This window comes from Sphingobacteriales bacterium (assembly GCA_016706405.1).
Lineage (GTDB): Bacteria > Bacteroidota > Bacteroidia > Chitinophagales > UBA2359 > BJ6.
The window spans coordinates 1,176,891-1,196,097 of sequence record JADJJT010000001.1; the positions used below are offsets into that span (position 1 = coordinate 1,176,891).

Annotated in this window: 19 protein-coding genes; 12 read left to right on the forward strand and 7 right to left on the reverse strand. The window is 39.4% G+C overall.

The window, feature by feature from the left end:
* The first annotated feature begins 3 nt into the window (after positions 1-3).
* From IPI59_04510 to IPI59_04525, 4 genes are all read left to right on the forward strand, one after another.
* Entirely contained in the window at positions 4-1,206 is a 1,203-nt protein-coding gene (locus IPI59_04510; protein ID MBK7526814.1) for a hypothetical protein, read from the forward strand.
* 462 nt (positions 1,207-1,668) lie between these two features.
* Entirely contained in the window at positions 1,669-3,990 is a 2,322-nt protein-coding gene (locus tag IPI59_04515) for a M4 family metallopeptidase (protein ID MBK7526815.1), read from the forward strand.
* Positions 3,991-3,995: 5 nt separating this feature from the next.
* A complete protein-coding gene (locus tag IPI59_04520) occupies positions 3,996-4,649 on the forward strand; it encodes a hypothetical protein (GenBank protein ID MBK7526816.1) in 654 nt (217 codons plus the stop codon).
* Positions 4,650-4,859: 210 nt separating this feature from the next.
* Positions 4,860-5,507, forward strand: coding sequence for a hypothetical protein (locus IPI59_04525; protein ID MBK7526817.1), 648 nt, complete (start codon positions 4,860-4,862; stop codon positions 5,505-5,507).
* 313 nt (positions 5,508-5,820) lie between these two features.
* Here the strand turns inward: IPI59_04525 and IPI59_04530 are convergent, their stop codons facing one another.
* Entirely contained in the window at positions 5,821-6,438 is a 618-nt protein-coding gene (locus IPI59_04530) for an IS982 family transposase (GenBank protein ID MBK7526818.1), read from the reverse strand.
* A 332-nt stretch (positions 6,439-6,770) separates the two neighbouring features.
* On the opposite strand from IPI59_04530, the gene IPI59_04535 reads away from it, so the two are divergent.
* The 5 genes from IPI59_04535 to IPI59_04555 all read left to right on the forward strand — a co-directional run bounded on the left by IPI59_04535 (position 6,771) and on the right by IPI59_04555 (position 9,817).
* A complete protein-coding gene (locus tag IPI59_04535; GenBank protein ID MBK7526819.1) occupies positions 6,771-7,418 on the forward strand; it encodes a hypothetical protein in 648 nt (215 codons plus the stop codon).
* Positions 7,419-7,582: 164 nt separating this feature from the next.
* Positions 7,583-8,032, forward strand: a complete 450-nt coding sequence (locus IPI59_04540) for a transposase family protein (GenBank protein MBK7526820.1) — start codon at positions 7,583-7,585, stop codon at positions 8,030-8,032.
* Positions 8,029-8,151 (forward strand): hypothetical protein, encoded by a 123-nt coding sequence (locus tag IPI59_04545; protein MBK7526821.1) that lies wholly within the window; start codon positions 8,029-8,031, stop codon positions 8,149-8,151. Before IPI59_04540 ends, IPI59_04545 begins: the two co-directional genes overlap by 4 nt.
* Positions 8,152-8,197: 46 nt before the next feature.
* Positions 8,198-9,511, forward strand: coding sequence for an IS1380 family transposase (locus IPI59_04550; GenBank protein ID MBK7526822.1), 1,314 nt, complete (start codon positions 8,198-8,200; stop codon positions 9,509-9,511).
* A gap of 72 nt (positions 9,512-9,583) precedes the next feature.
* Entirely contained in the window at positions 9,584-9,817 is a 234-nt protein-coding gene (locus IPI59_04555) for a transposase (GenBank protein ID MBK7526823.1), read from the forward strand.
* Positions 9,818-10,015: 198 nt separating this feature from the next.
* On the opposite strand, the gene IPI59_04560 is transcribed toward IPI59_04555, so the two are convergent.
* A complete protein-coding gene (locus IPI59_04560; protein MBK7526824.1) occupies positions 10,016-12,274 on the reverse strand; it encodes a VCBS repeat-containing protein in 2,259 nt (752 codons plus the stop codon).
* A gap of 258 nt (positions 12,275-12,532) precedes the next feature.
* Here IPI59_04560 and IPI59_04565 point away from each other — a divergent pair, with 258 nt between their 5' ends.
* Positions 12,533-12,955: an ATP-binding protein gene (locus tag IPI59_04565; GenBank protein ID MBK7526825.1), complete on the forward strand. Its 423-nt coding sequence runs from the start codon at positions 12,533-12,535 to the stop codon at positions 12,953-12,955.
* Positions 12,956-12,984: 29 nt separating this feature from the next.
* Here IPI59_04565 and IPI59_04570 read toward each other — a convergent pair whose 3' ends face one another.
* On the reverse strand, positions 12,985-13,938 hold the full coding sequence (locus IPI59_04570) for an acetyl-CoA carboxylase carboxyltransferase subunit alpha (GenBank protein ID MBK7526826.1): 954 nt from the start codon (positions 13,936-13,938) through the stop codon (positions 12,985-12,987).
* A gap of 225 nt (positions 13,939-14,163) precedes the next feature.
* On the opposite strand from IPI59_04570, the gene IPI59_04575 reads away from it, so the two are divergent.
* Positions 14,164-14,856, forward strand: coding sequence for an SOS response-associated peptidase (locus IPI59_04575; protein ID MBK7526827.1), 693 nt, complete (start codon positions 14,164-14,166; stop codon positions 14,854-14,856).
* 122 nt (positions 14,857-14,978) lie between these two features.
* On the opposite strand, the gene IPI59_04580 is transcribed toward IPI59_04575, so the two are convergent.
* The 3 genes from IPI59_04580 to IPI59_04590 form a co-directional block, all read right to left on the reverse strand.
* A complete protein-coding gene (locus tag IPI59_04580; protein ID MBK7526828.1) occupies positions 14,979-15,596 on the reverse strand; it encodes a hypothetical protein in 618 nt (205 codons plus the stop codon).
* A gap of 230 nt (positions 15,597-15,826) precedes the next feature.
* Positions 15,827-16,690 (reverse strand): methyltransferase domain-containing protein, encoded by an 864-nt coding sequence (locus IPI59_04585; GenBank protein MBK7526829.1) that lies wholly within the window; start codon positions 16,688-16,690, stop codon positions 15,827-15,829.
* A gap of 31 nt (positions 16,691-16,721) precedes the next feature.
* Positions 16,722-17,246: a hypothetical protein gene (locus IPI59_04590; protein MBK7526830.1), complete on the reverse strand. Its 525-nt coding sequence runs from the start codon at positions 17,244-17,246 to the stop codon at positions 16,722-16,724.
* A 90-nt stretch (positions 17,247-17,336) separates the two neighbouring features.
* On the opposite strand from IPI59_04590, the gene IPI59_04595 reads away from it, so the two are divergent.
* Positions 17,337-17,678, forward strand: a complete 342-nt coding sequence (locus tag IPI59_04595) for a YegP family protein (protein MBK7526831.1) — start codon at positions 17,337-17,339, stop codon at positions 17,676-17,678.
* Between the two features lie 135 nt (positions 17,679-17,813).
* On the opposite strand, the gene IPI59_04600 is transcribed toward IPI59_04595, so the two are convergent.
* Positions 17,814-19,136, reverse strand: coding sequence for a RagB/SusD family nutrient uptake outer membrane protein (locus IPI59_04600; protein ID MBK7526832.1), 1,323 nt, complete (start codon positions 19,134-19,136; stop codon positions 17,814-17,816).
* Positions 19,137-19,207: the final 71 nt, after the last annotated feature.

A 19,207-nucleotide genomic window follows, 5' to 3' on the forward strand; every position in this document is an offset into this window, starting at 1 on the left:
ATTATGACAAATTTACTTTATGTTTGCTTGTTATGGCAAACCATAATACCGTTTACTAATCCCTCGTTTGAAGGTCCCCCAAAATTAAGTACTACAGCCCCTGGTTGGTTTTTTTGTAATGAAACCCCCGATATATTTGGTGAATCGCTTTTTCTTGTGCCTCAACATGGGGCAAGTTTCGCAGGGATTCAGTTTAACATACATTGTTACGGCTTTCCAGGGGTAGTATGTTTTGAATCATTTGGCCAGCAATTAGTAACTCCCCTTGTACCTAATGCCCCTCACCAATTTACTATGTTTACCAATGACTGGGCTCATTCAGAAAGTTCTTCAGAATGTGGCATTGAAATTTGGGCAGGGCAAGATAGTTGCCAGCAAGAACAATTACTATGGGTAGGGCGCACCCGTGGCGATGAAACTTCTCCTATACCCCCTTATGAATGGTTTAAAGAAACCGTTGAGTTTGTACCTAATGCTGCTTATACTTATATACGTTTTCAAACACGCGAAGTAGATATAGATACATCTGCTGTCTTGTTTATTGACAATCTATCGCCGATATATATAAACAACCTTTATGTAAGTACCATATTTGCCGAGCAAACTGCCTTATGCCCCAATACTTGTACGGTTTTATGGATTGAGCCATATAGCAGTATCAATACCAAGGAGGTTACTATATCGTGGAGTAGTATTCCGGAGGGTTACAACAACGAGCAAAATAAAAAGTGGGTGAGTGTATGTCCCACCGAACCCACCTATTATATAGCGCATATTTACTATAACGATAATCCTGAAATAGATACCTACGATACCATTTTAATAACCCTGCTCGATACTGCCTTATACGATTGCAACACCCTGATAGATACCACCACCAACCCCATAGACACCTTTAATTACCAACCCATAAAAGGCGCTACGCGCTACAAGCCGCCGGGTGAGCGGGCTTTGTTTCCAAACATGGTTGCGCTGGGTGGTTCGGTTAATATACACGCGCCCCAAGCGGGGCAGTTGGCTTTGTACAATACACTGGGGCAGTTGGTTTGGTCGGTTGCCGCTATCCCATCCGGATATAATGCTTACAATTTACCCAATAATTTAGCCCAAGGCATGTATTACTACCATTTCACGCCAAACAATCCAGAAGAAGAAGAAAAAAACCCTGTCATCATGGGTAAAATTTTGGTGGTAAGTGGTTGGTAAAATCCTAACCAAAGCCTGCTAATCCTTTAATCACAAAAATCAAAATTCAAGACATTATTTTGTAACTACCCAGGTCTATTTTTTGAATTTTGTTTAGTTTTTAAGTCAAAAATTGTATTTTATTTCAACTTTTGTGTCAATTTTTGAATAAATCTCATGGAAGGTCAAAATCAAATACGGAATTACAATAATATTGCACTATTATAGATGTTTAATGGCTTGATTGCCAACCTGTTTGAGTACCTGAGTAGTTGCATTATTTTTACCCACACCCCTTGCAACTAAATAAAAAATGCGTTAAATTTGCCGCTAACTAATATAATTTTCATTTTTAAATTTTTAGAATTATGCCTAACAAAAACAAACCGCTGTTTCAATACAGCACACGCCTTGTTGGCAAATTAACCAACACATTATTCACTTTTACATATATGGGGGGGGGGGTATAAGTACCTTTTATATATGTTGTTATTTATTGCGCTTAGTAACTACCCGCAAAAGGTGTTGGGGCAAAATTTTGTTCCAACTGCTTTACAAGCTGGCAATACTACTATGCAAAACCTATGCGATAGACGAGACCCTGCCGGTTGGCTGTTTTTTAAACAATCGGTTGACTTATACAATAACGATTTATTTACAACCTACAAAACAGCTATGGGCTTGGGTAATGATGATGTAATGCAAAACTACAAAACATGGACAGACGAGTTAGGCTACGAATACAAACGTTATCGCCAGCATTACAGAAATGTCCCTGTTGAAAACGGCATTTATACCGAACAACTATTCAACTGTCGCGTTGAACTGGCACATGGACAACTAATTGAGGGTCTAAACTTAATCACCCAGCCCGAGTACGACGAAATTGATGCCCTAAATGCCGCTTTAGATTCTATTGGTGCCACCGCCTACGCATGGCAAGATACGGCAAGTGAAAATTGGTTAAAACAGATAACCGGCGACTCTACCGCCACTTACTACCCCACCGGCAAACTTAAAATAATACATTTACAGGGCGACCCACTGTTGGCTGCAAATTATATATTGGCTTGGCAGTTTAGTATATGCGCCATAACTCCATTTAGCGACCAAACTGTGTATATTAATGCCCACACAAACGCAGTTTGCAAAATAACCGAAAATAGCTGCCAAAACGGAACAGCCACCCTGCCCCACTATGGCGAACAAGATATAGATACCAAATGGTGCGGTGGCTTTATTAATAATTTTAGGTTAGAGGCAAACGACAACGGGCGCGACATACGAACCAGATATGGAACGTATGACGTTTTCGATTTTGATTTTGGTGAACTTGACCATATAGATAATCCGGATGGCAACTGGGGCATAACCAATAATTTGGGCACCCGCCCCCATTGGTGTGCGCAACAAGCCTGGGATTTTTTTAAAGCCCCTCCCTATAACCACGAAAGTTTGGATGGAAACGGCGAGGAAATAATATTGGTACTTGCTAATTCTAATTTTGACAAGGGTGCAGTATATAGACCGGTTATTGATGAGAATCATAGTTATATTGAATTTGGCTCATCAAACGGAATATATTCGGCTTCGTTAGATGTAGCAGGACACGAATACACCCACGGCGTTATTTCTCACACCTCTGAACTACCCCATGAAGGCGAAAGCGGTGCCCTTGGCGAATCGTTTGGCGATATTTTTGGAGAAATGGTTGAACACTATGCTTCGCCCTTATTCATTGACCCGCAAGAACCCAGCCCATTTCCGGATTGGGTGAGTGGCACACATGCCGAACCTCTTCGTTTTTTGAGCGACCCCTATAATTCGCCACAAAACACGGCTACGGTCATTCAGCCGCTAACCTACCAAGAACCCAACCATTGGATAGACCCAACAAGTAGTTTTGACCATGGCGGGGTGCATGTTAATTGCAGTGTTCAAAGCTATTGGTTTTATTTATTGGCAATGGGCGGCACTCACCCAACAACAAATATTACCGTTCAAGGTATTGGTTTAAATAAAGCAGCACTTATTGCTTTTAATAATATGACGGACGAGTTAGACAGCGAGAGCGATTATTCCGATGCCCGCACGGGGGCAATAAATGCCGCCGAAAAATTATATGGTGCTTGTAGCAACGAGGCCAAACAAACCGCTATGGCTTGGCATGCTGTGGGCATAGGTGCGCCTTATATTTGTTTTGGTGCGGTAAAAGGGCAGTTTAATATATGCAATAACCAGTTAAACTACCCTTATGTTTATGAAGCGTTTGATTTGGAGGGCAGCCAATTTACATGGTCGTTTATACCTGCCACATGGACATATAGTTTATCGAGCACAAACGGGTTTACCAATAATATTCTAACTGTTACAAGTTTTGGCAGTTTACCACTTGGGTATAGTTCGCAAACAATTGTAGTTTATAGCAGTGCTTCAAATATTACGACGAGTTATATATTTGAGTTTGACGATTGTGGCGGTATTGTATTTGGAGGCAACAACAACAATAGCTGGTCGGTTGGTTTAGAAAACTGCTTGCAAAACAGCAATAAAACAGCAATGCCACCAACTATTGAAGCTCTATACAATTGGCAGTTGGTAAATACCCTTGTAAACGACTGTTTAATAGTTGAGGTATTAGATAATACACCGTTACAAAGCCTTACAATTTATAATAGTTTGGGGCAAAAGGTGGCAACACCAAATATTACGACAGGGATAAACCATATAACCACTAACACCCTGCCTGCGGGGGCTTATTATGTGCAAAGCGGCAACCATATTGTTAAATTTGTTAAACCATAATAGCCATGAAAAAAATAGTAACAATAGCAGCACTATGGTTATGGTACTTAATAAATAGTTACGCCCAGCACCCCAAAAACCAAATAGAAATTGGTTATCCCGGCATTTATTTTTTCGATAATCTGCCCATGAGATTTAATAAAACAAATTTTGCAAATTGGTATAGTGCTGATAACTTTAACTATAATTATACGCGGTATTTTAATAAAAACAAAAGTGGCATACAAATAGGGTTTTATAATTTTTATGTTGGTGATTATATGAAATTGTTTAAAACTGAACCACCTCTTACCTGTATAGGACGAGCTTTCACCGCTATTCACCTAAACTATAAACACCGGGTATTCAACAAAAAATACGCCCATATACACCTAAAAGCAGGGGGTGTTTACCGTTATAACGGGTATGAAATGTACACAAATGGACCGGACGCCGTAGCTAAGGATTATTTAATTAATAGTAATCATTTTAGTTCTCAGTTTGGTCTAAATACAGGTATAGAACCGCAGTTGCGGTTTTTTAATCGTTTAACCTTAGGTTTAGATATTAGCTATCAATATTACTTTTTTAAACTAAGTCCTAAAGAGCAAAAACAAGAACACCCTACTACCCCTCATAGCAATTTTTGTTTTGGGGGTAAAATAGGGGTATTGTTTTAGGGTTTGTTTACTTATATATTAGCTATACAATGCGGTATAAGCTACCGTTTAGACCGCATTTTTTATTATGTTTACAATATTTATAAATCAATTAAACATTATGTATTATTTTATTAATGTAAGCCATATAACCACTAACACCCTGCCTGCGGGGGTTTATTTTGTGCAAAGCGGCAACCATATTGTTAAATTTGTTAAACCGTAATAGCCATGAAAAAAATAGTAATAATGACAGCACTATGGTTATGGTGCTTAATAAATAGTTATGCCCAGCACCCCAAAAACCAAATAGAAATTGGTTACACGGGTATTTACTTCTTCGATAATAAGCCATTAAGCTTTGACATACCAAATTTTGTAAACTGGCATAGTGCTGACGACTTTAATTATTTTTATACCCGGTATTTTAATAAAAACAAAAGCGGGATACAAATAGGGTATTTTCGTTATTTTATTGGTTATAAGCAGCCCAAAATAGAAATTCCCCTGTCCATTATTAAACGCGGCGCAAGTGCCATTCACCTAAACTATAAACACCGGGTATTCAACAAAAAATATGCCCATATACACCTAAAAGCAGGGGGCGTTTACCGTTATAAGGGACATGAAGCCTATACTAATGCCGAAGATGTGGTAGTCAAAGATGTGTATAGTAATTTTAACGCAATTAAATCACAGTTTGGCATAAATACAGGCATAGAGCCGCAGCTACGGTTTTTTAATCGCTTAACTTTAGGTTTAGATATTAGCTATCAATATTACTTTTTTAAACTCAGCCCCAAAGAGCAAAAACAAAAATACCCTACTACCCCTCATAGCAATTTTTGTTTTGGGGGTAAAATAGGGGTATTGTTTTAGGGTTTGTTTACTTATATATTAGCTATACAATGCGGTATAAGCTACCGTTTATACCGCATTTTTTATTATGTTTACAATATTTAACGTGAGTTCGGAGATTTACTTAGTAAATTTTAGCAAGATCTACTTGAGGTTTATTGGGGTAAAACTGATAGGCTACCAAGCTAGCGACTATATGGACAAAAGCATTCTGTGGTTTTCTGTGTCTGGTATGTTCTAAGTCAAAAACCGAGGTCAAAATATCATTAATGGCTTCAATCATAGGTCTTTTTTTTCAATAAGAGCCTTTCTTCTAAAGACATTAGTCTGTTTTTCATATTCTTTTGACCTTGGTAATTATTTTTAGTCCTTTTTCAAAAAAGTTGTTCCATAAGGTAGTCAAATAGCCTTTATCGCCAAACAATGTGCCTGATATTTTCTCTAATAGCTTGTTTAAGAGGTCTTTACTATTGTCTGCCACCTGTCCTGTAGTCAAAGCAAAGTCCACGATTTGTCCTTTGTGATTGACTATCAGGTGGAGCTTAAAGCCGAAAAACCACCCCATAGAAGATTTTCCTTTCGAGGCGGTTTGAGCAAAAACTTTATGTTGCTTGGCTCGCAGCATGTCACAAACAGGTAGCGCTTTGGCATCTATGTAATAAATTCCTGTTTTTTCTGCTTGCTGGCAGGTTAATTTGGCTAAAATCGCCATAGGAAGAGCAACCCGTTCTATTAACTCTATAAAATAGTTGTAGGATGGGGCAGTAGGAAAATAGGTCTTTAAGTCATTCAAAACCAATGCTTTATAGTAATATTCAAAACATTTATAGCCCGAATAGTGGTAGAAAATCAGAATCGTAAGTATCTCACTTTCCGAAATTTTGGGCACACTACGAGGCCGTGGCATTGTTTTACCTTCGCTAAGCCAATGCTGAGCAACCCATTGTTGCATCAGCAAACAGGCATTATCTACAAAAAAAATAATTCAAATAACATGGACACATCAAATTTTGTATCTTTGGACTTCATAAAACAGGGGGTAGTATTTGTTTGCAGTTTTGGACACTACAAAGATAACTATGCTCCTGTTTTTATTCCTATCAACTATACTAATCCCCCTATTTTTTATAGCTTAGCTCCGAATTCACGTAATATTTATAAATCAATCAAACATTATGTATTATTTTATTAATGTAAGCCATATAACCACCAACACCCACCTGCGGGGGTTTATTTTGTGCAAAGCGGCAACCATATTGTTAAATTTGTTAAACCGTAATAGCCATGAAAAAAATAGTAATAATAACAGCACTATGGTTATGGTGCTTAATAAATAGTTACGCCCAGCACCCCAAAAACCAAATAGAAATTGGTTACACGGGCATTTATTTTTTCGATAATAAACCATTGAGGTATGACATCCCAAATTTTGTAAACTGGCATAGTGCTGATGACTTTAATTATTTTTATACCCGGTATTTTAATAAAAACAAAAGTGGCATACAAATAGGGTATTTTCGTTATTTTATTGGTTATAAGCAGCCCAAAATAGAAATTCCCCTGTCCATTATTAAACGCGGCGCAAGTGCCATTCACCTAAACTACAAACACCGGGTATTCAACAAAAAATACGCCCATATACACCTAAAAGCAGGGGGCGTTTACCGTTATAATGGGCATGAAATGTACACCAACGCCGAAGATGTTGTAGTTAAAGATGTGTTATCAAACAGCAATGGTTTTAAATCGCAGTTTGGCATAAATACGGGCATAGAGCCACAGTTGCGGTTTTTTAATCGTTTAACCTTAGGTTTGGATATTAGTTATCAATATTACTTTTTTAAACTCAGCCCTAAAGAGCAAAAACAAAAATACCCTACTACCCCACATAGCAATTTTTGTTTTGGGGGTAAAATAGGGGTATTGTTTTAATAACGCTTTAAGGCATTACTCAAATAGAAAAGGCAATATTTCCTTGTTGCGGTAACCCGCCCCATAGTAACAGATACCCCCTGCAAAGAAGAATAGACCTCTTTCGTAATTCATATTGGTTATAAGCTATTTTGTATTTACCCAAAGAATTGCGAACTTTGAGCATGAAATGGCAAGATATAGAAAATAGTTCACCGAGCGAATTTAAGCGTTTAGTAGGTGTCGGTAAAGATTTGTTTAAGGAAATGACTGATGAGGCGCTACGCTTAGCTCCCCAGTCTACTCATAAAGTTACAGGGGCTAAACGCGGTCCGAAGCCAAAATTGAGTATGGAAAATCAAGTATTAATGCTCTTGATGTACTATAGAGAGTACCGAACCTATTTACACATTGCCAAGACATTTGGAGTTAGCGAAGCGCAGTGTTGGCGTATTATTACCGGCCTAGAAAAGACCTTACTTAAAAGTGGGTTGTTTCATCTGAAAGGCAAAAAACGCTTGCTAAGCGAAGATAGCTTTGAGGTTGTCTTGATAGATGTAGCAGAAAGCCCTATTGAGCGACCAAAAAAAAGCAAAGAAAATATTATTCAGGGAAAAAGAAAAGGCATACCATAAAAAGTCAAGTGGTGGTAGATAAGACTACTAAAGAAATCATATCCGTAATTCAGGGCAATGGCAAAAAACACGACTATCGGTTATTCAACCCGGATTCCGCAATAGAAAAAAAGTATTAATTTTGTTGCTAAATTTCTAATGCGTAGCGTTAGAAAAAGTAAGCGTATGAAATTCGATATATCCTTTACCAACAAAGAGATTACGCCTTGGGGTGGCATGGTATTTTTGCGGCAAATGTTGTCAAAAATTGGCTTTGGCGAGCAAGTTTCAAGTTGTAGTGCTTTACCGACCCAGAATTCAAATCGGGGTCATAGTTTAGGGGTGCTGATAGAGGCATTTATAACAAGTATATGGTGCGGAGCCAACCGCTTTATGCACACCGAACTTACCCGCAATGATAAAACACTGGCAAGAATATTCAACTGGAGAACAGTTCCGGGGCAAGATGCCTATAAGCGGTATTTTGGCAAATTTACCCAATCAACCAATCAAAAAGTTGGGAGACATTTTTTTAGTTGGTTTTTCAAGCACTTGAATATTGACTATTTTACCTTAGATATTGATTCTACGATTATGACCCGTTATGGCAAACAGGAAGGTGCAAAAAAAGGCTATAATCCGAAGAAAAAAGACAGGTTAAGCCACCACCCAATTATTGCCTTTGTAAACGAGGTAAAAATGGTAGCCAATTTTTGGCTACGGAGCGGCGACAGTAGTTCGGCGAATAATTTTGTAGGTTTTTTGGCTGAAACATTATCTAATTTTGGAGATAAAACCGTAGGACTAATACGTTTAGACAGTGGGTTCTGTCAAAAAGAAGTACTAGATTATTTAGAACAAAACACCTTAGATTACATCGTTGCCGCCAAGTTTACCCACCCAATACAACACCTCATAGACAGCCACCAGGCGTGGGTTTCGGTAGATGACGGCATAGAAATATGCAGCAAAACCTACAAAGCTTGTAACTGGGAACAGGAAAGAAGAATAGTCATTGTGAGGCAAAAAATTCAGCAAAGACCTAATGCACCCGGAAAAATACTTTCGCTGTTTCCCGAAAACGAACTGCATAGAAGCTACCGATATTCAGCCTATTTTACCAATTTAAAACATAGTGCCACCGACATTTGGAGAAGCTATAGAGCCAGAGGCGATGCCGAGAACCGAATAAAAGAACTCAAGAACGATTTTGGAGCAGAAAGTTTTAATTTAAAAGGTTTTTTTGCAACAGAAGCAGCACTAATCTTTGTGATGATTGCTTATAATCTCATGTCCCTGTTCCGCTTCTTTGTGTTACAAGAAAAAACCCAAAAAACATTATCCACGCTCAGATACAGAGTCTTTGCTATTGGTGCTTATTTTGAAAAAGTAAACGGAATTTTAAAACTCAAAATAGCACTCACCAAAAAACGCCGAAAATGGTTCGCCGCTCTTTGGGATTACCCCATCGACTTTAACCCCAAAAATCCTATCGCGTAATTTGGGTTCAAAGAGAGTAGAACCTACATTCATAACACAATAAAAGTTCAAGCTGATACAGGCTATAAAGGATTGGATAAGCGTCATAAAAACACAGAAATTCCTAAAAAACGCTCTAAGAAAAACCCTTTGACAAAAGAGGATAAAAAAGAAAATCGCAAAATATCAGCCAGTAGAGTTCTTGTAGAAAATGTGATTAGATGTTTGAAAATATTTAGAATCCTATCTGAAAAATATAGAAACAGGCGAAAAAGATATGGATTAAGACTAAATCTAATCGCAGCTTTATATAATTTTCAATTATGAAAGAAGTCTAATATTTTTTTTGCAAGGGATTTTTTTCTTTTCCATCCGGAAAGAAGCGGTAATGTGGTAGGTGTAAATCCTGCCCATCATTTAATCCTAAAAATCATGGTTCAAGACAATCAAGTGGTTTACCCTTGCCAATCCTTTAAGCAAAAAAATTATCAGGCAGTTAATTTTAGTACGCAGTAGCGTCTTGATTTAAGGTAAAGAAAGCCATTTTCCGGAGGCAATTATTTGCCCATTTTTGGCTGTTATCAGGTACAATGCTCCGGGCGACAATACATCTTGTGTTTGTATTTGCCATTGCTTATTGCCTATGTATTGCGCTGGTAAATGCCAGGTTTTACCGTTAGTTGCATGGGCAGTAAATATAAATTCCATGTTTTGCGCTTTATTATTATTCATTTGCCAATTTTGGAATATTTTGTCGGGCAATACAAGCTGAATTGTAAGGATTGACGTTTTATTGTTGCTGCCCGGATTAGGCAAAAACTGTAATTGGCCAAATTTGTTTGGTGTTATAGCGGTAGTGGGCAACAAAGAGGGCGGTGCATTTAAGGCAAGGTCTTGGGTAAACAGCGCCAAGCCTCCGCGTTGGTTTCCTACTGCTAAACTATACAATTCATTATTGCGCAGTTTAGCGGCACTAAGGCCCCCACGCCCTCCCTCATAAATTTTGGCAAAACTGCTATCAAGCAAAGTAAACACCGAATCTGTTAGGTTTGTATAACAAAAAACACGACCGTTATCGGCATTTACCAACAAAACGGGACTATTAGCAGTAGTATCGGGGTAAAAAATTAAAGGTGAACTATACCCGCCTGCGCCTGTTAAATTAACATTTACTTTGCCCCAAAAATTGTCAATAAGGGTAAAACTTAGTGTATCGCTGGGTTGGGTAATGTTTTGGTAATAGCGCAATTTGCCTTCGCTGCTTCCTACAATTAAATCGGGCAGGCCATCGGCATTTACATCGTAAAGGGTGGGCGAGGCCGCGCTTAATTGGGGCGGCAAGGGCGGAATTTTTGCCTTAGTGGGTGTAAGTTGCATTTTTTCTCCGGATGGCGCCGTGTTTTTAAAATAGTGCAAATTACCCAACTCGGTGCCAATAATCAGGTCGGCATCGTTGTCGCCATCTAAATCGGCAAAACTTGGGTAAATACCTCTAAAGCCCAAACCTGCTAAATTGGCAAAATTGCGTGTAACTAAGGTAAACTCCGGATGCGTTTTTGTGCCAGTATTCTCGTACAAAGCCAAGGACGGTTTATGAATATTTTCTATAGAGTCAAAAACGCCATAATTGCCAACAAATAAATCGGGCAACGAGTCGTTGTTGTAGTCTTGAAAAGCGGGGTAGGCGCGAACCCCAACATCGAGCATATTACCCGCTAAAAAATGTTTGCTTACAAAGGTATAGCGGTCGGTATCGCTGGGGGTGGGGGCAATATTTTTGTAGAGCCAAACTTGGTCGAAGCTGGTGCTGTAAAAATCAGTTGTCGAGGCAATTAGGTCGTCAAGGCCATCGTTGGTAACATCGGCTTTAAAGGCTGCCGGAAAAATTGGCAAATAAGCACTCGTATCGTAGCTCGGAAAAAAAGCATCTTGCGCCGTAACCCACGCCTTTGCGGTATCGCCCGTATTAAATAACCGAACCAGCCGGCTTGATGACACATCGCCTAAAATTAGGTCTTGGTCGCCATCTTTGTCGGGGTCGTAGGCTAAAATTGTTGAGCCTGCGTGGCGGGTTTTGCCCTCGTCCTCATCGCCTTCCCAAAGTTCGGCACATCCGGTTTCTAAAATAATGGTGCTCGAGGTATCACTTTCTTTAAATCCACCCCAACAGCGCGTAATCCGGTTAAAAAATAAGGTATCGGCAGATGTGCCGGTCAATTCTTGTGCGCGGTTTTCGTAATACGAGGCATAGGCTCCGGCAAAATCAAACGAAATAATATCTAAGTCGCCGTCGTTTGCCACATCAACAAAGGCGGGCAAATCGAGCACCGTTGAAGGAATATTTAAGATGCTGTTTTTGCCTTTATACACTAATTTGTTGGTAATAAGCTGAAAACCGTCTTGTAAGGTTTTGCCACCGTAATACATCCGGATATTGCCGATGTAGTAGGTAAATAAATCCGGATTTTTGTCGAAATTAAAATCGGCCATTAAAGCCCACCCTTCTAATTCCTCCGGAAAAAAAGGAGCTAATTCCGGATGATAGGTAAAACAAAGCGTATCGGGTAAGCCACAATTTATAAAAACCATCGGAAAATCATTGGCTTTATCAAACACGAACAAATCGGTAAAACCGTCTGCATTGGCATCGAAGCCCGAAAATACGGGTAAATTTAGCCCGCCTGCCCAAGCTAATGGCAAGGCTTGTTTATTTTCGATAACCGGCACTTCGTTATATCGCTCAAAATTTGGGTATTGGGCATAGGCATCGGTGTGCTTGCCCACAAATTGGCAGGTAATTAATAGAGATAAAATAAGGGTTGGGTAAAAAAAAATTGCCTGTAAATACTTAAAAAAAGTGTGGTACTGTTTAAAAAAACAAGTAAAAAGTATTTTTTTTAAAAAAAACATGATTTAGGAAGTTCAAGTGACAAAAAAAACTTGCATCGTCTTAAAGGTTGCCGTAATTTTGCATTGTTATTCACATTTTGCTGTTCAGCTCATTTTTGTAGATTTTTGTTTTCTGTTTCTAATTGGTTGTCTATGCAGTCAAAACGTTTACCCAGTTCTTGTTTATCTTTAGCCTCTAACCCCGATAATATTGCCCTGCTTGAGCCTTTTGTGCAAGCGTTACAATACAAATATGGTATAGACGAAAATCAGTATTATAATATATTGTTGGTTTTGACGGAGGCAGTAAATAACGGTATTTTACACGGAAACTGTGGTAATCCTAACAAATTGGTAAACGTAAATTTGTGTAAAAGGGGGCGTAGCTTGTTAGAATTTACCGTTACAGATGAAGGAAATGGATTTGACCCTGCTAATTTGGCTGACCCTACTTGTAAAGAGCGGCTTTGCGAACCCAACGGGCGCGGTGTTTTTTTGATGCAGCAACTTTCGCACTCGCTTAGATATTGCGATAACGGGCGCAAAGTAGTATTTAGTTTTAAGTTAAACCAATAAAGCAAATAAAAGGATTTACCCCTTTTCATTTATACCTCTTTAAATTTACCCATATTGGCAAACTTGTCAATACGTTGGCCAATACGTGTAGCCGGCGATAAGGTTTCGAGCTGGGCGGTATGATGCAATATAATACGTTTTACTATTTGTGCCATTTCTAATGGGTTTTGATGTGCGCCGCCTAAGGGTTCGGGAACAATTTCGTCTATCAGTTCAAACGATTTCATATCGGCGGCGGTCAATTTAAGTTGTTCGGCGGCAATTTCTTTTTTATCCCAGCTACGCCAAAGAATAGAAGAGCACGACTCGGGCGAGATAACCGAATACCAAGTATTTTCGAGCATCAATACGCGGTCGCCAACGCCTATACCCAGTGCCCCGCCCGATGCGCCTTCGCCTATAATAATACAAATTACCGGAACCCGCAAACGGGTCATTTCGTATAAATTGCGGGCAATAGCTTCGGCCTGGCCGCGTTGTTCGGCTTCAATTCCCGGAAAAGCCCCCGGCGTATCAATAAAACAAACAATGGGTTTGTTAAATTTATCGGCCAATTTCATTAGGCGCAAAGCTTTGCGGTAGCCTTCGGGGTTGGCCATGCCAAAATTGCGGTACGAGCGCGATTTGGTATCTGTGCCTTTTTGATGCCCAATAAGCATAAAGGTGCGGCCGTCAATGGTGCCAAAACCGCCTATAATTGCTTTGTCGTCTCCAAACAGCCTGTCGCCCGAAAGTTCGGTAAAATGCTGGCATATTTGTTGAATATAGAACAGCGTATAGGGTCTATCCGGATGTCTTGAAAGTTGTACCCTTTGCCACCGCGTGAGGTTTGCGTACAAATCGCGCCTTGTTTGTTCTAATTTTTCTTCTAACTCGTGCATAGCCGCACTAATATCAATATTTTCTTTAAGGCCAATGTCGCGCAATTTTTCTATGCGTTCGTAAAGTTGGGCAATCGGTGCTTCAAAATCTAAAAAAAACATAATAACAAAAGTAATAAACAGCAAACAGCAAAAATACAATCAAAAAAAAAGAGTGAACCCACGTTTTGTTTGAACCAAACAAATTTGGCGTGCTTTATTACGGGCAAAGTTACAGCGTTTTTGCACAACGGGAGCATCTATTTTCCGGAATAAATACTTATTTTTACCTCTTAATATCATTTTGTTAGGCAATACTGTTTTAATAACTATCTTTATATTTATGTTATGTGTGGACGTTTTATGCTTGTAGCTACTGAACAAGACGTTATAAATACTTTTGATGTTAATGAAATATCCGGAGAAGGAGACCTTATTCCACAACAACAAATTTATCCTACGCAGGCTTCGGCAGTTATTACCCAACAGAGCCCTAAAATGGTGCAGTTTTACCACTGGGGTTTGTGGCCACAATGGGTTACAAATAAAACTATGGCTGCCAAACTAATAAACGCCCGCAGCGAAACTTTAACTGAAAAACCAGCCTTCAAACCTTTAATTACCCAAAACCGGTGTTTGGTTTTAACAAATGGTTATTACGAGTGGCAACTTAACGAGGCAAAACAAAAAACACCTTATTTTATTACCTTAAACCAAACAGCACCTTTTGCCTTTGCTGGCCTGTTTACTACCTGCCAGCAGCCACACCAATTAATGCCCTTGCACAGTTTTACCATTATTACCACCCAGGCGGTGCCAGCTATTGCACATTTACACCAACGAATGCCCGTAATTTTAACGCCCAAGAATTACCACAGTTGGTTAAGCTCAGAAATTTCGGCCACGCAAGCCTTACAGTTATTAAGTGCGCCCTACCAACTTGCCGAAAAAATAATTTTTCAGCCCGCTGCCCAATTTATGGCGACCAAACCTAAAACAAGTAGCAGCAGCAGTTTGCAAGGTAATTTGTTTGAGGATTAATTTAACGCATAGTTTTTTAATGTTGTATGAGGTGTAAGTTGATACCTACATTTTTTTCCGAAACATTGGTTGCCCGAATGCCCGCAGGTACGGTATCGCGTGAAAAGCCTGTAATGACACCATTACCGCTTTTCATGGCAGTATTCCCAGCATTTAAGCTCTCTTTTTTTTTTATAAAAAAATGAAGTCTTTTCGTATTTTGCCCCTTTTCGCCCTAATATTTTGTCATACAGGGCTATCTTGTACTGTTTATCAAGTACAATAGGATTCACAATCCATGTGGCATAAGATATCCAAGCGTTTTTAGGATTTACGAATCTGTAAATATTCTTGTTTTGTGGGTCTCTTTTGACAAAAAATAAGCCCACTTCCAAACGCCCATGCGACCATTCACCTAAATCGTAAGTAGCGTTTTGGGGCTTCCAATTAGCTATTATTGAAATGGTGTCCTCCCCTTTAAACACCTTATGGGGTTCTAAGGTATAAACGTTCTGTTGTTTATCCCATAAGGCTCGTCCGTCTATTATTTCCCCTTCAAAAACCACATCAGCCTCTTCAAAAAGGCGAGCAATGAGGGTGTCGTTAATTTTGGGTTTTAGGTACTTGTCTATGTACTTCATGGCTTCGGTATCATTTTTTGGTGGATTAGCCATGTCTTCAAAAGATACTTGCCCCCAGCAATTTACCCCCATTAAAGCGGTGGTTAGCAATAAAAACAGGGTGTTTACTACGTTTTTCATGTTTAGAAGTAATTTTTTGTTAAAAATGAGGTTTAAAGTTTGTTTTTATGGCATTACAAATATAAGTGTTTTTTTATTATATGGGTCTCTATTTTTTCCGGATATTATTTAAGTCGCGTGTTAAGTATCAAAAAACTACGAATCAAACGCCGTTAGCATGGGTTGGTTATTGTAAAACAATTCGTCGTAAACAAAAACCAAACTCGCTGTATCGTTGCGCTATTTTAAATTTAGGCTTTTACGGCACTAACCAAATAGTATTGCCATAAATTTTTGCGCAAGGCAATGTACTGCCAGTAGGCCGTCCAAACGTTTTGCTGCACAAATGAGGGTACTTTTTTGTATAAACCATAGAGCCGCGTTGCCACCCATCCGGGAAAAAAATGCCAGTACAAGCGTTTTGCCGATGGCAAGATATGGGAGGTAATATTTTTGACTTCAATATCTCTGAATCCCGACTGGTAAAGATTGGCCTGCATTTGCCCAATGGTATCGAACTGAGGAACTGCCCAACCATTAGCCCATTTATTTATGATGCGGGTTTCGGTGGTATTTAAGGGCGGGGTTTGGCGAATAAAAAAATCGGCCACCACAAGGCGGCCACCGGATTGCAAAATGCGGGCAGCTTCGTTTGTAAAAGCCAGTTTGTTAGCAGCATGGCAAAGGCTTTCAATAGCCCATACCGCGCTAACGTGTTGGTTGGGCAACTGCGTTTGGGTGTAATCGGCGCAGCCAAACTGAGCTAAATGTGCTACGCCTTGTTGTTGTGCCAATTTGGTAGCTGTTGCCACTTGTCGTTGGCTTAGGGTAATACCTAAAGTACGGCAACCAATATGTTTGGCCAACCAAATTGCCGAGCCACCAATACCGCATCCGGCATCTAAAACAAAATCGGCATTATTTAAGGCAATGGTATTTGCCATTACGGCATTAATGCGCTGCAACGCCTGGCTAAAATTGTGCGTGGTGGCATCCCAAAAACCATAATGTAAGGCGTGGCTATTGCTTAAATCCCAATGAAGTCGGTAGTGTGGTTCGCATCGGTCGTAATATTGTATAATTTGTTGTGTCAGTTCTTGGTTTTGTTGCGTCATAGCAATGCCTTGTGGAGGGGTAAATAATTACTTAATTTTTTGCACTTGACGAGGAGGCTTTAGTTGCCAATAGGGTTGCAATATATTTGCCCAAAATAAACAAACTATACATAAAAAGGGCTGCGCCAATACTGCCAATTACAATAAATGCCATGCCCAAACCTTGTAAAAATTTTAAACTATTGCCCGAAAAAACAAAGTACATGATACTGCCAACGGCCAACAAGATTAAAGAAATATTCCGGAACAACAGCATCTTTTCCCTCCGGATTTGTTTGCTCTTTAACTCTTCTTCAATAAAAACATTGCCATTTAAATCGAAATTATTAATAGCATTTTGACGAATTTGTTTGGCGTTTATAAAGGCATCGCTGCCAATTTTAATAAAATATAAAGCGGCTATTAAAACCGGATATAAAAAACCCATATAAAATTGCAATCCAAAATCGTTAGCTAAAACGGCCAAGCCCAAAAGAGCAAATCCGGATAAAGCATATACAACACCTGCCGTTGACAGGCTGTTATAATACTTGGTAACGTACAATTTGGAGTTCATTATCTTTTATTTTTGCAATATCAATACTTTTATCTATCTTGGCGCGAAATTAGTCACTTTTTATAACTCAAAACAATAAACAAACTAATTATGGGTAAATTTACCATCAAAACAGGCAAAGATGGCTCTTTTTATTTTAATTTGAAAGCCGATAATGGCCAAATTATCTTACGCAGCGAGGGCTATACTACAAAATCGGCCTGCGAAAACGGCATTAATTCGGTCAAAAATAATGCCATCAACGAAAACCGCTTTGAAAAATTAGTTTCATCCGCGGGCAAACCATTTTTTAATTTAAAGGCAAGTAACGGGCAGATTGTTGGCACCAGCCAGCTTTACGAAAGCGAAAATGGCCGCGACAACGGCATTGACTCGGTTATGCGCAACGCCCCCGATGCGCCCATAGTATTAGACGATAGCAGCGACGATTAAAAATGCTGTTAAAATCTGCCTAAGTATTAAAATCTATCTTGGGGTTATAAAAAACCTCACTTAATTTATTAAAAAAACAAATTAAGTGAGGTTTTTTTAAGTTTCTTCCTTGTAGTTACAATAATTTTTTAAGGCTTAATTTTCGGTAATAGGTATCGGAAACGCCGACCAAACATCGTCTTCTGCGCGGTCAATAGGCAGTTCGCCTAATTTACCATATCTGCGCATATCAATCCAACGGTGGCCTTCGGCAAACAGCGAGTATCTGCGCTGTTTTAGCATTTCATTAATTAATTCGTCGGTAGTAACACCGCCGCTATATGCGCCTAAGCCATGGCTAACTCTAATGGTATTAAGCGTATTCACCGCCTCGTTATTATCGTTTAAATGAATCATTGTTTCGGCATACAGCAAGGCTAATTCTTCGTTGCGAATAATGGCAATAGGCGCAGCATTTGAGGTGTAAACCCAAACATCGTAACTGCTTTTTAGCTCGCTTTGCGCTGCCTCTTCGGCACGTTGCGGCGCTTTTGCTAAGCGGGTATCGCCAGCTTCGGCGTTGCTAATAAAAGAAGGTTGGGTAGCCCTTAGTTCGCCGGTATTATTAAGCGGATAAAAGGCTTTGTTAAGTTGGTCGTTGGTCGAGCCCGAAAAAATATGGTAAGCACCTGCCATCCAGTTGCCGGTTTTATCTAAAAACGAAGCCTCAAGGTTTGATTTTGCCTCGGTCCATTGCCCCCTGTAAGCAGCTACGCGGGCAGCCAAAGCACGGTTTACTTTCCGGAAATTAGCCGGTGTGTTAAACCCATCAAAGCCAGCACCTAAATTAAAAGCAAACACATCGCCAGCAGCACTTAGGTCGGTGTCGGCCTCGTTAAGCAGGGAGGCAATAGCGGCTAAGGCATCGGTTTTATTTACTATTGGGCCTAAACTTAATGGGTCTTTAACGTTAATTCTGATGCCATTTTCGTCGGTAAGGTTTAAGTTCATTAACAACTCGTTTGCTTGTAGGGTTTTAGCTACGCCCAAATAACCTTTGGCTTCGGCAGCAGTAATTAAATTGGTATTATTTACCCCATCAATTAAAATATTGGTATTGCGCACAGTGCGGTAACGCGATTGCCAAGGGTTGTTAATATAAAATGTGTTGTTGTCAAGGACAGCTTCGCCTGCGCCTAATAAATCGGAGGTAAAGCGGGGGTCAGCACCCGAAAAGCGATAGTATTCACGGCCAATAACGCCTACATCATCCAAATAAGTGTCAATGCGGTCGCGCATAGCCGATAAAGTACCAACCATTACTGCATTTAATTGTGATTTTGAGGCATTGCTACCCAAATCGCCAATTACAGGGTCGTTTAAATTGCCTTCGTCATCAAACGAGCAACTTTGTAAACTTAAAACGACAGCTAAAAAAATATAAGAAGTCCACCGTATATATGAAGTTATTTTTTTCATTGTATTATGGATAAAATAGAATAATATTAATAATATTTATTACAAATAGTAAGATAGGATTTGGCTAAACA

Excerpts from the sequence above, each read along its gene's own strand:
- IPI59_04570 (MBK7526826.1), bottom strand. The coding sequence starts at position 13,938 with ATGTTTTTTTTAGATTTTGAAGCACCGATTGCCCAACTTTACGAACGC.
- IPI59_04595 (MBK7526831.1), top strand. The coding sequence starts at position 17,337 with ATGGGTAAATTTACCATCAAAACAGGCAAAGATGGCTCTTTTTATTTT.
- IPI59_04575 (MBK7526827.1), top strand. The coding sequence starts at position 14,164 with ATGTGTGGACGTTTTATGCTTGTAGCTACTGAACAAGACGTTATAAAT.
- IPI59_04515 (MBK7526815.1), top strand. The coding sequence starts at position 1,669 with ATGTTGTTATTTATTGCGCTTAGTAACTACCCGCAAAAGGTGTTGGGG.
- IPI59_04540 (MBK7526820.1), top strand. The coding sequence starts at position 7,583 with ATGAAATGGCAAGATATAGAAAATAGTTCACCGAGCGAATTTAAGCGT.
- IPI59_04580 (MBK7526828.1), bottom strand. The coding sequence starts at position 15,596 with ATGAAAAACGTAGTAAACACCCTGTTTTTATTGCTAACCACCGCTTTA.
- IPI59_04520 (MBK7526816.1), top strand. The coding sequence starts at position 3,996 with ATGAAAAAAATAGTAACAATAGCAGCACTATGGTTATGGTACTTAATA.
- IPI59_04530 (MBK7526818.1), bottom strand. The coding sequence starts at position 6,438 with ATGCAACAATGGGTTGCTCAGCATTGGCTTAGCGAAGGTAAAACAATG.
- IPI59_04600 (MBK7526832.1), bottom strand. The coding sequence starts at position 19,136 with ATGAAAAAAATAACTTCATATATACGGTGGACTTCTTATATTTTTTTA.
- IPI59_04585 (MBK7526829.1), bottom strand. The coding sequence starts at position 16,690 with ATGACGCAACAAAACCAAGAACTGACACAACAAATTATACAATATTAC.
- IPI59_04535 (MBK7526819.1), top strand. The coding sequence starts at position 6,771 with ATGAAAAAAATAGTAATAATAACAGCACTATGGTTATGGTGCTTAATA.
- IPI59_04510 (MBK7526814.1), top strand. The coding sequence starts at position 4 with ATGACAAATTTACTTTATGTTTGCTTGTTATGGCAAACCATAATACCG.
- IPI59_04565 (MBK7526825.1), top strand. The coding sequence starts at position 12,533 with ATGCAGTCAAAACGTTTACCCAGTTCTTGTTTATCTTTAGCCTCTAAC.
- IPI59_04590 (MBK7526830.1), bottom strand. The coding sequence starts at position 17,246 with ATGAACTCCAAATTGTACGTTACCAAGTATTATAACAGCCTGTCAACG.
- IPI59_04550 (MBK7526822.1), top strand. The coding sequence starts at position 8,198 with ATGAAATTCGATATATCCTTTACCAACAAAGAGATTACGCCTTGGGGT.
- IPI59_04525 (MBK7526817.1), top strand. The coding sequence starts at position 4,860 with ATGAAAAAAATAGTAATAATGACAGCACTATGGTTATGGTGCTTAATA.